Source organism: Flavobacterium sp. GW821-FHT11G01, assembly GCF_058808175.1.
Map to the genome: position 1 here is coordinate 115,195 of NZ_JBXARK010000008.1, position 14,686 is coordinate 129,880.

General features: G+C 35.0%; 16 protein-coding genes and 1 tRNA gene. 12 read left to right on the forward strand and 5 right to left on the reverse strand.

What is annotated here, in order from left to right:
• Window positions 1–126 precede the first annotated feature (126 nt).
• The gene (locus AC1RRN_RS15205; protein ID WP_492968107.1) at window positions 127–522 is read left to right on the forward strand and encodes a GxxExxY protein; all 396 of its coding nucleotides are present in this window, start codon (window positions 127–129) and stop codon (window positions 520–522) included.
• A gap of 90 nt (window positions 523–612) precedes the next feature.
• The gene (gene rpoN / locus AC1RRN_RS15210) at window positions 613–2,073 is read left to right on the forward strand and encodes an RNA polymerase factor sigma-54 (protein ID WP_492968108.1); all 1,461 of its coding nucleotides are present in this window, start codon (window positions 613–615) and stop codon (window positions 2,071–2,073) included.
• 363 nt (window positions 2,074–2,436) lie between these two features.
• Here the strand turns inward: rpoN and AC1RRN_RS15215 are convergent, their stop codons facing one another.
• Together AC1RRN_RS15215 and AC1RRN_RS15220 are read right to left on the reverse strand one after the other, a co-directional pair.
• Window positions 2,437–2,883 (reverse strand): DUF8479 domain-containing protein, encoded by a 447-nt coding sequence (locus AC1RRN_RS15215; protein WP_492968109.1) that lies wholly within the window; start codon window positions 2,881–2,883, stop codon window positions 2,437–2,439.
• 28 nt (window positions 2,884–2,911) lie between these two features.
• Window positions 2,912–3,502: a thymidine kinase gene (locus AC1RRN_RS15220; RefSeq protein ID WP_492968261.1), complete on the reverse strand. Its 591-nt coding sequence runs from the start codon at window positions 3,500–3,502 to the stop codon at window positions 2,912–2,914.
• A 236-nt stretch (window positions 3,503–3,738) separates the two neighbouring features.
• Here AC1RRN_RS15220 and AC1RRN_RS15225 point away from each other — a divergent pair, with 236 nt between their 5' ends.
• The 9 genes from AC1RRN_RS15225 (at window position 3,739) to AC1RRN_RS15265 (ending at window position 12,076) form a co-directional block, all read left to right on the forward strand.
• Window positions 3,739–4,776: a DUF8457 domain-containing protein gene (locus tag AC1RRN_RS15225; RefSeq protein ID WP_492968110.1), complete on the forward strand. Its 1,038-nt coding sequence runs from the start codon at window positions 3,739–3,741 to the stop codon at window positions 4,774–4,776.
• 36 nt (window positions 4,777–4,812) lie between these two features.
• Window positions 4,813–5,532 (forward strand): 16S rRNA (cytidine(1402)-2'-O)-methyltransferase, encoded by a 720-nt coding sequence (gene rsmI, locus AC1RRN_RS15230; protein WP_492968111.1) that lies wholly within the window; start codon window positions 4,813–4,815, stop codon window positions 5,530–5,532.
• 32 nt (window positions 5,533–5,564) lie between these two features.
• Complete coding sequence (locus tag AC1RRN_RS15235) at window positions 5,565–5,873, forward strand: hypothetical protein (protein WP_492968112.1); 309 nt, start codon at window positions 5,565–5,567, stop codon at window positions 5,871–5,873.
• A 19-nt stretch (window positions 5,874–5,892) separates the two neighbouring features.
• Window positions 5,893–6,237, forward strand: a complete 345-nt coding sequence (locus AC1RRN_RS15240; protein ID WP_492968113.1) for a HopJ type III effector protein — start codon at window positions 5,893–5,895, stop codon at window positions 6,235–6,237.
• Between the two features lie 142 nt (window positions 6,238–6,379).
• Window positions 6,380–8,080, forward strand: coding sequence for a single-stranded-DNA-specific exonuclease RecJ (gene recJ / locus AC1RRN_RS15245; RefSeq protein WP_492968114.1), 1,701 nt, complete (start codon window positions 6,380–6,382; stop codon window positions 8,078–8,080).
• Window positions 8,070–9,350, forward strand: a complete 1,281-nt coding sequence (locus tag AC1RRN_RS15250) for an MFS transporter (protein WP_492968115.1) — start codon at window positions 8,070–8,072, stop codon at window positions 9,348–9,350. Before recJ ends, AC1RRN_RS15250 begins: the two co-directional genes overlap by 11 nt.
• Window positions 9,350–10,270, forward strand: a complete 921-nt coding sequence (locus tag AC1RRN_RS15255) for an alpha/beta fold hydrolase (RefSeq protein ID WP_492968116.1) — start codon at window positions 9,350–9,352, stop codon at window positions 10,268–10,270. The genes AC1RRN_RS15250 and AC1RRN_RS15255 overlap by 1 nt, the downstream gene beginning before the upstream one ends.
• Window positions 10,271–10,427: 157 nt before the next feature.
• Complete coding sequence (locus AC1RRN_RS15260; RefSeq protein ID WP_492968117.1) at window positions 10,428–10,784, forward strand: hypothetical protein; 357 nt, start codon at window positions 10,428–10,430, stop codon at window positions 10,782–10,784.
• A gap of 83 nt (window positions 10,785–10,867) precedes the next feature.
• Complete coding sequence (locus AC1RRN_RS15265) at window positions 10,868–12,076, forward strand: cytochrome c3 family protein (RefSeq protein WP_492968118.1); 1,209 nt, start codon at window positions 10,868–10,870, stop codon at window positions 12,074–12,076.
• 6 nt (window positions 12,077–12,082) lie between these two features.
• Here the strand turns inward: AC1RRN_RS15265 and AC1RRN_RS15270 are convergent, their stop codons facing one another.
• From AC1RRN_RS15270 to AC1RRN_RS15280, 3 genes are all read right to left on the reverse strand, one after another.
• Window positions 12,083–12,826 (reverse strand): UDP-2,3-diacylglucosamine diphosphatase, encoded by a 744-nt coding sequence (locus AC1RRN_RS15270; RefSeq protein ID WP_192186869.1) that lies wholly within the window; start codon window positions 12,824–12,826, stop codon window positions 12,083–12,085.
• A gap of 60 nt (window positions 12,827–12,886) precedes the next feature.
• Entirely contained in the window at window positions 12,887–13,336 is a 450-nt protein-coding gene (locus AC1RRN_RS15275; RefSeq protein WP_492968119.1) for a 6-pyruvoyl trahydropterin synthase family protein, read from the reverse strand.
• 374 nt (window positions 13,337–13,710) lie between these two features.
• Entirely contained in the window at window positions 13,711–14,475 is a 765-nt protein-coding gene (locus AC1RRN_RS15280; protein ID WP_492968120.1) for an enoyl-CoA hydratase/isomerase family protein, read from the reverse strand.
• Between the two features lie 105 nt (window positions 14,476–14,580).
• Between AC1RRN_RS15280 and AC1RRN_RS15285 the strand changes: the two genes are divergently transcribed.
• A tRNA-Ala gene (locus AC1RRN_RS15285) sits at window positions 14,581–14,654 on the forward strand.
• Window positions 14,655–14,686: the final 32 nt, after the last annotated feature.

The window sequence follows — 14,686 nt, forward strand, 5'->3', positions numbered from 1 at the left end:
CAAAAAAATTAAAATAATACCACGAAGACACAAATTCAAAAAGTATTATTTTATTTTTTTTGAGGACTTCAGCCTTAAAAAAATAATCTTTGCGCCTTAGCGTCTTCGTGGCAAATACAAAATATTATGCTCTCTGAAAGAACAGAAGAAATTGGAAAAATAATTGTAAACTCGGCGTTTAAAGTTCATAAACAACTTGGACCGGGATTATTAGAAAGAGTTTATGAAGTTTGTTTGGCTCATGAAATTACAAAAGCCGGTCTTGATGTGAAACGGCAAGTTGATATTCCGATTTTTTATGATGGAATTGAATTTGAAGAAGGATTAAGATTAGATTTGCTGATTGAAGATTCTATAATTATAGAAATAAAAGCAGTTGAACAAATAAATCCGGTTTGGGAAGCACAAATTATAAGTCAATTAAAATTGCTAAATAAAGATTTAGGTTTTTTAATTAATTTCAATGTACCATTAATCAAAAGTGGTATTAGAAGATTTATAAATACGAAAAGAGTATTTTAAAAGATTTCAAATATAAGCCTTAGAGGCAATTAAAAAATAAAAAACTTTGCGCCTTCGCGTCTTAGTGGCTAAAAAAATTAGTGCCTTATTATGCTAAAGCAATTTTTAAATTTAAAATTATCACAAAAATTATCTCCACAGCAAATACAGCTGATGAAGTTAATTCAATTGCCTACGCAAGCTTTTGAGCAACGTTTATTAGAAGAAATGAACGAAAATCCAGCTTTGGAAGCTGGTAAAGAAGACGAATACGAAGCCGATGAATTCGCCAATGAAGACTACGACGATTATGATGATGCAGAATCAGACAGAATCGAAGCAGACGACATTAACATTGACGAATATCTAAGCGACGACGATACTCCGGATTACAAAACTCAGGTTAACAATTATAGTGAAGACGAAGAACGCGAAACGCCTTTTGCTTCGCCAATTAGTTTTCATCAGGATTTAATCAATCAGCTGAATACTTTTATTCTGAATGATGAAGAACGCGAAATCGCTGAATTCCTTGTTGGAAGTATTGATGATATGGGTTACATCCGCAGAAGCGTTGCTGATATGGTTGACGACATGGCTTTTACGCAAGGTATTTATACCGACGAAGCAATGGTCGAAAAAATGCTTCATGTCATTCACGAACTTGAACCTTCGGGAGTTGGTGCACGTGATTTACAAGAATGTTTGTTGTTGCAGTTAAAGCACAAAACGCCAACAGAATATGTTGATTTAGCTATCGATATTATCGAAAATCAGTTTGATGCTTTTACTAAAAAACATTACGATAAATTATTGCAAAAGTATGCCGTTTCGAACGAACAGCTTAAAAAAGCCATTCACGAAATCGAAAGATTAAATCCAAAACCAGGTGGATCTTACACTGGAAACAATAAAGTAACGGAGAATGTAGTTCCTGATTTCGCGATCAGAATTGTTGACGGCGAACTGGAATTGACTTTAAACGGAAGAAATGCCCCGTCGTTGCACGTTTCTAAAGATTATCAGGAAATGATGCAGACGTATAAAGATTCTCGTGATAAATCATCGGCACAAAAAGATGCAGTTCAGTTTATCAAACAAAAACTGGATTCGGCTAAATGGTTTATCGATGCGATCAGACAACGTCAGGAAACACTTTTTGTTACGATGAATGCGATTATGCATTATCAGGAAGAATACTTTTTAGATGGCGACGAAACCAAACTAAAACCAATGATCTTAAAAGACATTGCCGATATGGTTGGTTTGGATATTTCGACAATTTCGCGTGTTGCCAACAGTAAATATGTAGAAACACCATACGGAACAAAACTTATTAAAGAATTTTTCTCTGAAGCCATGAAAAATGATCAGGGAGAAGATGTTTCGACTTTAGAAATCAAAAAGATCCTTAAAAATACAATTGAAGAAGAAGACAAAAAGAAACCTTTGCCAGACGATCAATTGGCGGACATTTTAAAAGAAAAAGGGTATCCGATCGCAAGAAGAACTATTGCAAAGTACCGCGAACAGCTTGACATTCCGGTTGCAAGAATGAGGAAGAAGATTTAAGCATTTAAATTTATTTTTTTCACCATTAAGAGATTAAGAAAAATTAAGCATAGAAAAACCCGACAAATTTTAAAAATTTGTCGGGTTTTTTATTATTCCCAAATGATATAATTTATTATTCCGTAGGAATATTTGATCGGTAGAAAAAAATATTACGATTTTCGAATGTGTCCTGTAGGGACATCTGTTTTGGGGTATGAATGTTTTGAACATAATCAAACGTTCCTACGGAACGTATATTCACAAACCAATTTAAATATCTACCGATCAAACATTCCTACGGAATGAACAATGCCTTTTTAAAACAAAAACCCGATAGATTTTAAAATCTGTCGGGTTTAACTATTATAAACGAATTCTTTATTATTTATATTGATCCGGTAATATTTTTACATCAAACAAAAAAACATTCTTTTTGTCTTTGTAACTATAAATCAAAGCATAATCATTATCTCTAAAAACCTGAAGTCCCGGATTTGCTTTAGCAGTACTTATCAAACTTTTTTCGATTTCCGTCTGTATTACATCAATTTCTGCCGTTTCTTTTTCTACATTAAGCAATGTTAAATTGTATTGAACCGCTTTTTCTTCCGGCAAATTAGGTAAACTGACACTATCTAATCGAATCCCTTCCTGAATTTTCAGTGGGCAACTTTTATTATATTTTGCAACAAGTTCTGTTATTTCAGTCTTTACTTCTCCTCTGCTTTCAGAAAGAAAAAACTGAAAATAAACAGCTAAAGCCACTGCAATTCCAATTACACTTATTACTAAGATATTTTGTTTTCTTCTATTTTTCTTGTCCTGCATTGTTAATTGTGACTTAAAGCATTAAATTCTATTTCTCCTGACTTTTTTTCATTGCATTATAATAAGCAGCGCGGCTCAACGGTTCGTATTCTTCTGTTTCTCCCAACATAACCAGTTTATCATTATCTGTTTTACGGAAACTATAATTGGCAAGATTTCCTGTTCGGGTACAAACAGCGTGAACTTTCGTTACATATTCGGCTGTCGCCATAAGTGCCGGCATGGGTCCGAAAGGATTTCCTTTAAAATCCATATCAAGTCCCGCAACTATCACACGAATTCCCTGATTGGCAAGATCATTACAAACAGTAACGATTTCATCATCAAAAAACTGTGCTTCATCAATTCCGATAACGTCGCATCCTTGCGCTAAAATAGCGATATTGGCAGCGGCCGGAACCGGAGTTGAGCGAATTTCGTTGGCATCGTGCGATACCACCATTTCGTCATGATAGCGGGTATCAATAGAAGGTTTAAAGATTTCGACTCTTTGTTTGGCAAATTGGGCACGTTTTAATCTGCGGATTAACTCCTCGGTTTTACCCGAAAACATTGATCCACAAATAACTTCAATCCAACCAAATTGTTCTTTGTGATTTACTGTATTTTCGAGAAACATTTTGTATTTTTCTACCTTTAAAAATGAATAGTTTTTATTACTTTGTACTGGTAATAAATCGACGTGAAAAATTGCTGTTTTACACTTTTTCAAAAGTAGAAAATTTTTATCAAATCGGAGATTCACAATCGCTTATTAACAGAAATAAAAAAATATCTTGTTGATTTCTTTCCGTAATAAAGACATTCAATTACAAAACATATAAAATACCCCTATTCACTATAATTTCTACAGCTATGAAAAAAAAATTGGAAGCCGATTTAATCAGCATTGCACATCGAATTTTAAAACTTAAAAACAAATCCGATATCAATCAATTGTATCTTGAAACGCAGAAATTATACGAGAAACTGGCGGTTTTAAAGTTTATAGATGAAAACTTCGATGGTGCAAAACCAACCATCAGCCACAGCGAAATCACTTCTGAAATCGAAACTATTTTCGAAAAAGAAGAAATAATTCCGAATGAAGTTAAAGTTGAAGCACCAATTGAAGCAGAAGAAACTCCAGTTGAAATAGTTTCTAAACCAGAAATTGTTGAGGAAATTAAAACAGAGGAAGTAGTTGAAGAAATCGTTGCTGAAGTTCCTGAAGAAGTAATTCCGGATCCAATTATTGAAACTATTCCGGAACCTGCTAAAAGTGTTAAAGATCCAATTATTGCACAAATTGAAGAAGCTGTTTCTGAAGCTAAAAAAACAATCGAAGCCAATAGTAGAGATCATTCGTTTAAGACCACCAACGATTTAAACCCAATCCCAGATTTTAAACCCGCTTTTGAATTAGAAAAACCAGAAGAAATAATTGAAGAGAGAAAAGAAGAGCCAAAAGCTGAAACTTCATCAAAATCAAACCCAATTCCGCTTGCATTTGAAGATTTCGGAATAAATTATGCCGATGCTCAATTTGTAAAAGTAGATAGTTTTGAAGCTGTTCCTTCAACTCCTTTTCCGTCACTTAATGAATTTCAGGAAACAAAAATTGAAACAGAGGTTCTGGAAACTCCGGCTGAACCAAAAGCAGTTACGTTAAATGAAAAACTGGCAAAAGGTTTCCATATTGATTTGAATGACCGAATTGCTTTTACAAAAAACCTTTTCGGAAACAGCGCTGAAGACTACAGCCGTGTTTTAAATCAGTTACTTACTTTTGATACTTACGGAGAAGCGCAGGAATTTATCGAAAACATGGTAAAACCAGATTATAATAATTGGGAAGGAAAAGACGATTACGCAGAGCGTTTTCTGGGAATTATAGAGAAGAAATTCGCTTAATTCTTTTCACTTTTTACATTTCACTAATAAAAAATTATGTCAAAATTATATATCGTTCCAACGCCAATCGGCAATCTTGAAGACATGACTTTTCGTGCCATTCGGATTCTTAAAGAAGTCGATTTGATTTTGGCCGAAGACACCAGAACGAGTGGAAAACTGTTGAAGCATTTTGAAATTGGTACGCACATGCACAGCCATCACATGCACAACGAACACAAAACAACCGAAAATTTAATTGCGCGTTTGAAAGCCGGTGAAACTATCGCTTTAATTTCAGATGCTGGAACTCCTGCAATTTCTGACCCAGGATTTTTATTGACGCGTGCCTGTGTCGAAAATAAAATTGAAGTAGAATGTTTACCTGGCGCAACGGCTTTTGTTCCCGCTTTAGTAAACAGCGGATTACCAAATGATAAATTTGTTTTTGAAGGTTTTCTGCCTGATAAAAAAGGACGTCAGACCCGATTTTTGGTTTTAGCCGAAGAAACCCGAACGATGATTTTATACGTTTCTCCACATAAACTCGTTAAAACATTAGCTGAGTTTATTCAATATTTTGGAGAAGACAGACAAGTTTGTGTTTCGAGAGAATTATCAAAAATGCATGAAGAAAATGTACGCGGAACTGCAAGAGAAGTTTTAACCCATTTTGAAAAAACAGCGCCACGCGGCGAAATTGTAGTGGTGGTTGCGGGGAAAACAATAGAAAAAGAAGCTAAGAAAAGTAAGTATTCTAAGGACGAAGAAGAATAAACAATACTGCAATTATAGTTGCTCAACTGAATATGAAAAACGCAGAAACTATTTCATGGATTTTTTTAGCTTTAGCCATTTCATCCCAAGATTCTCCAGCTGATTTCAATTCAATTTCTCAAACTGCAGATGGAATAAATCATTCCATTCCACTGGAAAAAGAAATGCAAAACTCTTTAACTTGGTTAAAAAACAAAAAACTAATTTTAAAAACAGGAAAGAAATACTTTCTAACTGAATCAGGAAAAGAGATGTTTTTTGAAACTCAAAGTGAAACAAAAACACTTTTAAAAATGTGGAAAAATTTAGAGAACAAAATTGAACTTAAACTTCAAGTATAAAATATAAAGATTAAAAACAATGACAATTCAAGCCTTTTTAGAAAAAGTAAAACAAACTCCAAACGAAGTAACATTCCCGGAAACTATCGCTGTAATCGAGGAAAACTACAATTTTACCCCAACAGCTTTTCAAAACGGAACACAGCATAATGCTGCCGGAGAAAATTCAGGTTCTTGTAAATTATTTTCTTTCGCCAAATTGCAAAACTTAAGCAAAGAAGAAACTTTAGCGTGTTTTGGAGCTTTTTATTTTGAAGAAGTTTTAAAAGATCCAAACGGAACAAACCATCAAAATATTAGAAATTTCATCAACTTAGGCTGGGATGGAATTCAGTTTGAAGGAAATGCTTTGGAAGCGAAATAATTTTAGATTTCAGAATTCTTAAAAACTTTGACAAAGTTAAAACCGAATATTTCTTTCACAGATTAAAAAAATCACATTACTGATTAAACGATTTCAGAAATCAACAATCTAAAATCAATAATCTAAAATCTAAAATCAACCCATGCGTTGGACATTAAAACCAAAACCTTCTGAAGATAAAATCAAACATTTGGCGCAGGCCTTAAATGTAGAAGATTTTGTAGCAACACTTTTGATTCAGCGTGGCATTGAAACTTTTGAAGATGCCAAAAATTTCTTTCGTCCTTCATTAGAACATCTTCACGATCCTTATCTGATGAAAGACATGGATAAAGCGGTTTCCCGAATCGAATCGGCGATTGAAAATCAGGAAAATATTCTGATTTTTGGCGATTACGATGTTGACGGAACAACGGCAGTTTCTTTGGTTTCTTCTTATTTAAAATCTCATTATCCCAATATTGCCACTTATATTCCGGATCGTTATGACGAAGGTTACGGAATTTCCTTTAAAGGAATTGACTTCGCCGATGACAACGGATTCTCTTTAATTATTGCACTCGACTGTGGAATAAAATCCATCGATCATATCGCCTACGCGAAAGAAAAAAACATTGACTTTATCATTTGTGATCACCACAGACCCGGAAATACGTTACCGGATGCGGTCGCGATTTTAGATCCGAAAAGAGAAGACTGCTCCTATCCTTACGATGAATTGTGTGGTTGTGGTGTTGGTTTTAAATTGATTCAGGCTTTGGGTCAAAATCGAAATGAAACGATAGAAGATTTGGTTCCGTATTTGGATTTAGTTGCTACGGCGATTGCGGCAGATATTGTTCCGATTACAGGTGAAAACAGAGTTTTGGCGTATTTTGGATTGCAGGTAATCAACAGCGATCCGAGACCCGGAATTAAAGCTTTAGTGCATCAGGTAAAAAAGAAAGTTTTAGACATTACTGATGTTGTTTTTATTATTTCACCACGAATTAATGCGGCAGGAAGAATCAAACACGGCAATCATGCGGTTGAATTATTAACTGAATTTGATTTTGATCAGGCACAACAATTTGCTTCAGAAATCGAACAATACAACGCTGACCGAAAAGATTTAGATAAAAAAATCACCAAAGAAGCTTTTCAGCAAATTATAGAAAATCAGGAACAAGAACGATTTTCAACCGTTGTCTTTCAGGAAGACTGGCACAAAGGTGTTATCGGAATTGTCGCCTCAAGATTGATCGAAACCTATTATCGTCCGACTTTAGTTTTTACTAAAAGCGGTGACAAATATGCGGCTTCTGCCCGATCTGTAAAAGGCTTTGATGTTTATAATGCATTGGATGCCTGCGCTCAACATTTGGAACAATTTGGGGGTCACATGTACGCTGCCGGAATGACTTTGAAAGCAGAGAATTACAAGACATTTAAAGATGCTTTTGAAAGACAAGTAGAACAGACCATTTTACCAGAAATGCGAACTCCGGAAATCGAAATTGATGCCGAAATTAATTTTTCAGACATTACGCCAAAACTCATCCGGATTTTAAAACAATTCGAACCTTTTGGTCCACAGAATATGACACCTGTTTTTATGACTTCGGATATAAAAGATACTGGTTATGCCAAAACGCTGGGTTCTGAAGACGAACATTTGAGACTTTTCGCGAAACAACATAACTCGGAAGGAATTGCTGCCATTGGCTTCGGACTCGGAAAAAAATTAGACATTACAAAAAATCAAAATACTTTTCAGCTAGCTTACACTATTGCTGAAAATGAGTGGAACGGCAATGTGTCTACTCAACTTATGCTAAAAGATATCAGAACAAATGAAAAATAAAGAAAAGAAAAACGACCCGTATCAGGCATTGCGTTTTAGAGAATTTAATATGTTTTTATTATTGCGTTTTGCCATGGTTTTTGCCTGGTCGATGCAGTTTATTGTTATTGAATGGGAAGTTTACAGCTTGACCAAGAATCCGCTTTCACTTGGAATAATTGGTTTGATGGAAGTAATTCCGGCTGTTTCAATGGCTTTATTTGCCGGACATATTGTCGACCAAAGAGAGAAAAAAGGAATGTTGGTATGGTGTATTTTAGGCTTTACAATCATTAGTTTTGGATTATTTTTACTGACATGGCCAAAAGTTGTAGGCGATGCATCACCTCATCTTATTTTATATTCGATTTACTTTTTAGTATTTCTGGGCGGATTGGTTCGTGCCTTTTTAGGACCAACTATTTTCTCGCTATTATCTTTAATTGTACCTAAAAAAGCATATCCAAATGCTGCGACCTGGAGTAGTTCGGTTTGGCAAATTGGTGCCGTTTTAGGACCAGCAGTTGCCGGGTTTTCAATTAATTGGATAGGAGTTCACTGGTCTATGTGTCTTGTGGTTGGTTTTTCTGTTTCTGCCTTAATTGCTTTAACTCAAATCGAGAAAAAACCAATTTTGAATCCGAAGATTGGTGAACCGGTTATGGAAAGTTTGAAAGAAGGAATCAAATTTGTTTTCAATAATAAAACTATTTTAGGAGTTCTTTCTCTTGACATGGTTGCCGTTCTTTTTGGTGGCGCCGTGGCTTTATTACCGGTTTTTGCACAGGATATTTTAAAAGTCGGACCTGAAGGTTTTGGTGTTTTAAGAGCGGCTCCGGCAATTGGTGCTTTTATTACGATGTTGATTTCTGCTTACGTTCCCCTGTATAAAAAAGCCGGAATGAAACTTTTGATTGCGATTTTCATTTTCGGACTTTGTATTATTGTTTTTGGAGTTTCGACCATTTTCTGGTTATCTGTTGTGGCGCTGTTTTTAAGCGGAGTTGCTGACGGAATTTCAGTAGTAATTCGTCAAACGATTTTACAATTAAAAACTCCGGATCATATGCGCGGGCGTGTTGCTGCGGTAAATTCCATGTTTGTGGGATCATCAAACGAATTAGGCGCTTTTGAGAGCGGTTTAACAGCCAAATTAATGGGAACTGTAACTTCAGTAGTTTTTGGAGGAAGTATGACGCTTTTAACCGTTTTAGGATTTGGAGCATCTTCACCTACTTTTAGAAATTTAGATCTTCGAAAAGATATGGAAGATCATCAAAATATGGAATAATGAAAAAATTATTATTGGCTTTCTTTTTTACATTATCCCTTTTCGCAAACGGACAAAATCTTTACATCAAAACGTATGGAAACAAAAAAGAGAAAGCCCTAATTTTTATTCATGGAGGCCCAAGTGGCAATTCAACCTTATTTGAAAGCACAACCGCTCAAAAATTAGCTGATTTAGGATTTTATGTGATCATTTATGACCGAAGAGGCGAAGGAAGATCTGCAGATCCTGATGCGAAATTTACTTATGAAGAAGCTTTTCAGGATTTGAATGGTATTTATGCAAAATACAATCTAAAAAAAGCCACGCTTCTGGCACACAGTTTTGGTGGTTTGGTTGCCACACTTTATGCAGACAAATATCCTCAAAACGTGAGTAACCTCATCTTGGCCGGAGCTTTATTTTCACAACAGGAAACTTACAATCATATTTTAAATTCGGTTACAAAAATTGCAACAGCACAAAAAGATGCAACTCAATTGGAGAAAATAAATGCAATTGAAAAGCTAAATAAAAATTCTGCCGAATATCGAAAAGCTTGTTTTAATTTGGCAAGTGAAAATAATTATTTCAAAATGCCAAATCCAACTGAAGCTTCAAAAAAACTATACAGTGATTATGAAGCGAGTGATTTCTTCAAAACAAATATCAGAAATCAAAATGCACCATTGCTTTTCTACAAAAATGAAAAGCAAAACAATATTGACAGCAGACCGTCTTTAAATAAAATAAAAAAGAACGGAATTCCGATTTATGCAATTTACGGAAAAGAAGATGGTGTATTTTCATCGGCCCAAATCAAATCTATTAAAGGTATCGCTGGCGAAAATCATTTTGCTTTATTGGAAAATTGCTCACACTACTTATTCGTAGATCAACAGGCTCAATTTCTCTCTAAAATTCAAAATTGGTATAAGTAAAATTTCATTATATAGATTCTTTGATATAACAAAATCCAATATCAAATTTTTAAATCGCCTTATATTCCTCAGGCTGAACATTTTTTTGCAATTTTATGAGTTTTCTATTTAGAATTAATATAAATAATATTTATATTTGTTGAAATAAAGGATTGCAATGAGAGAAATAGAACAATTATACCACAACAATTTTGGAATTGCCTTTTACTGGAAAAAGGAAAACGAAACCATTACAGACAAAGTACAATTGGTTTTTAAAGAAACCGGTTTTTATTTTACGGTTCAGGAACTGAATTACTTTTGTGATTTGATCGAAGACAGCATTATCGAAAATGCTTGTTGTGAAGCTTGCGAACTAAAAAACTCCTGTCATAAATTTTTACTCAAAACGCCTTGCGCACAAATTGATTTAGCCGTTTCAATAAAAGAATTAAAATCGATTAAAGATTTAGTTGAAGGTTCCTTATTCCGAATTGAATTAGATGAATATGTTTATGGAGTTGGAATGAATTAAGAAGCATTCTAAATATTTTAACAACATTTTTTCATAATTGAAATATATTTTGATTTTCTTCAAAAAAAAGTATATTTACGGCAATGAAAAAATTACAAATTCTTTTTGCCATTACGGTTTTAGCGGTTTTATTATCAAACTGCACGAACAAATCTGATGAATATATTGATCCCCGCGGAACTGATTATGCAGGATCCGAAAGTTGTATTCAATGCCATCAGACCCAATACGATATGGCTTTAAAAAGCTCTCACTTTAAAGCAACTGCTCCTGCCCTCTTAGAAAATGTTTTGGGTGAATTCGACAAAGGAAATCATACTTTCATCTACGATAAAAACACCAAATTAGCTATAGAAAAACGCAACGATAGTCTCTATCAGGTTTTGTATAAAAACGGAAAAGAAGTCGAAGCGCATCCTTTTGATATTGTATTTGGAACCAAACACGCCCAAACTTCCGTTTATTGGCGAGATGGCAATACTTACGAATTACCAATTTCATATTACCATTCCATAAAAGGCTGGGCCACAAGTCCGGGATTTCCTGCTGACAAACCTTATTTTGACCGAATGGTTCTTAAAGATTGTTATTCTTGTCATGCTTCAAACGCCAGCAGTCGAAGTGTTCAGCAAAATTCTGCCGAAAGAAATTTAATGTCAATGGATGTTGAAGATATAATTGATCCTAAAACTATAGTTTACGGAATTGATTGCGAACGTTGTCACGGCCCGGCAAAAAAGCACGCCGAATTCCATCTTAAAAATCCAAACGTAAAAGTAGCGAACAGCATCACCAGTATTAAAAGTTTAAGCAGACAACAAAAATTAGATGCCTGCGCCCTTTGCCATGGTGGAAATGACGGAATGAAAATAAAATCGCGTTTTGATTTTAAACCCGGAGATAATCTTTCAGAATTTTATAGAAGTACAAAAAGTATAACTGACACTGCTACGTTTGACGTTCACGGAAATCAATTTCGTTTGATGGCGCAAAGCAAATGTTTCATCAACAGTGAAAAAATGGATTGTATTACGTGTCATAATCCACACGAAAATGCTTCTAAAAATTTAGCTTCTTATTCTAAAATTTGCATGAGTTGTCATCAAACAGGTATAAAACATTCTGACAAAACGCTTAAAACAATGTCAGGAAGTTTACTGGCAAGCAATTGCGTAGAATGTCATATGCCGAAAAAATCATCAGGTGCGATTAAATTTCAGCTTTCTGATAGTAAACAATTGTCGAATTATATTTTGAGAACGCACAAAATTGCTATTTATCCGGCCAAATAAAAATATTTATTTTTCGAATTTTTTAAGTTCGAAAGTTTCGCCATCAAAAACACCGTAAGTAAAATAACCAATCCAGTCGCCAAGATTTACGTATTTGGAATCTTCTCCAACCGGAATAATCATGGGTAAATGACGGTGTCCGAAAATAAAGTAATTGTAGTGTTTGGTTTCGAGTTTACGTTTGGCGTACAAAACCAGCCATTCGTTTTCTTCTCCTAAAAATTTTACATCTTCGTCGCCTGAAATCAGTTTGTTTTTAACCGATAAATATTGCGCTAAACTCACGCCAACATCTGGATGTAACCAACGAAAAAGCCATTTTGAAAACGGATTTGTAAATACCTTTTTCATTCGTTTATACCCTTTATCACCAGGACCTTTTCCGTCGCCGTGGCCAATTAAAAAGGTTTTTCCGTTAAAAGTAAATTCCTTATTATCATGATAAACCGGAATATTCAATTCGGTTTCAAAATAATCATTCATCCATAAATCATGGTTTCCAACGAAGAAATAAATCGGAATACCGCTATCGCGAATTTCAGCCAGTTTGCCTAAAATACGCACAAAGCCTTTCGGCACGACCGTTTTGTATTCGAACCAAAAATCAAATAAATCTCCCAATAAAAAAATAGCTTCTGCATCTTCCTTTACCTCATCCAGCCAGGCGACAAATTTCTTTTCACGAGGCAAACTCAATTCTGGAGTTGGAGCACCAAAATGCTGATCAGAAGCAAAATATATTTTTTTCATTTAGATTTTTAGATTTCTTAGATTTCCGGATTGTGGAGACTTTTGACTTTAAACTTTCGACTAATTGTCAGAAGCATACCATTCTGCAAACGACGATTCTGTTTCCTGAAGTTTTAGCGAAAAAAGAGCAATTCCTTTTGGAAGTCTCGCGACAATTCTCTCTGCAAAATCAACTACCATATTTTCGCTGGTTGGCTGATAATCTACTAAAATGACGTGATGTCCGCGGTTTTTCAATTCATTTGCCAATTCGATATGCGGCGTAGTTTCGTTAAAAACAGTGGCATGATCAAACTGATCGACGATTTCTTCTTTTACAATTTTCTTTAGATCCGAAAAATCAATTACCATTCCGAATTTCACATTCGATCGATCCGTGATTGGTGAACCAATAACCGTTACCGATAATTTATAACTGTGCCCGTGAACGTTTTTACATTTTCCGTCGTAACCGTATAAAGCGTGCCCGGTTTCGAAGTTAAATTGTTTTGTAATTCTGATATTACTCATCGATTTGAATTTTAGGTTGCAAATTTACAAATTAATAACCGTTTTCATCTCTTTTTTTGGCACGGTTATACATCCAATATGCAATTCCGATTAAAATCACGAAAGGAATAAACGATCCAATGATTACTCCAATCTGATAACCGCCATCCGGAGCGTTCTTAATTTTCTCTGCTACATCAACCTGAACAACTAAAGGAATAATAATATTATTGATTGGTGAGTTTATTTAAACACATAGAAACATAGATTTTTATGCTTTGAAAGACAATTAAAAAGCTCGCTTTCACACATAGCTATGTGTATTAGAAGTGAAATGCCTTTTTGAACACAATCAAAACTATGTTTCTATGTGTTTAAAAATTATCCTCAATGTTTTACTTCTTAAATTGCCTCAAAGCCTCTTTCGCGAAATCAGATAAAACCAATTTCCCCGTAATGGCAGCACGTTCAATTAATATCGATTCCCATTGTTCTGTGCCTTCCCAAATGATTTTCTTCATTTCGAATAAAGCTTCCGGATTATAAGAACTTAGTTTTTGAGCAAAATTTTCCACCGCAGCATCCAATTCATCAGTGTTGTGAAGCGACGCATAAAGTCCTTTTTCCAAAGCCCAGTTTGCCGATTTCCAATCTGTTGCTGCCAAAGTCATTTCCGTCATAGCCGTTTTACCAATTTTACGCGAAACAGCCGGTTCGATCACAAAAGGGCCAATTCCAATCGCCAATTCTGATAATTTAATGGCGCTTTCAGTCGTAGCCAAAACATAATCGCAAGTTGCAATAATGCCGACACCACCGCCAACCGCTTTTCCCTGAACACGGCCGACGATTATTTTAGAGCAGTTTCGCATGGCGTTTAGCAAATGCGCAAAACCAGAGAAAAACTCCGTTCCCTGTTCTTCATTTTTCACTTGCAAAAGTTCATCAAACGAAGCGCCTGAACAAAATGCTTTCGAGCCTTCGCTTTGTAAAACAATAACCGAAACCGCTTCATTTCGGCTTAAATCATTAATTTCCAATGTTAACCGATTCAACAATTCACGTGGAAAAGAATTGCTCGCCGGATGCCCAAATTGTACCGTCGCAACGGCATTTTGAAAAGTTGTATATAAAGAACCGTTTTGATTTTCTGCACTCATAAAAATAGTTTTGAACGTAAAGTTACGGTTTTGAAAAATAATTTCACGGGAAGCCTTTTGAAATTTGTTTTTTGCCAATTAATTGACTTTATTTGCTAACGCTTTGGGGGATTAGCTCATTTGGCTAGAGTACTTGCCTGGCAGGCAAGGGGTGACCGGTTCGAATCCGGTATTCTCCACAAAAAAACCGTATTACTTTATTGTGATACGG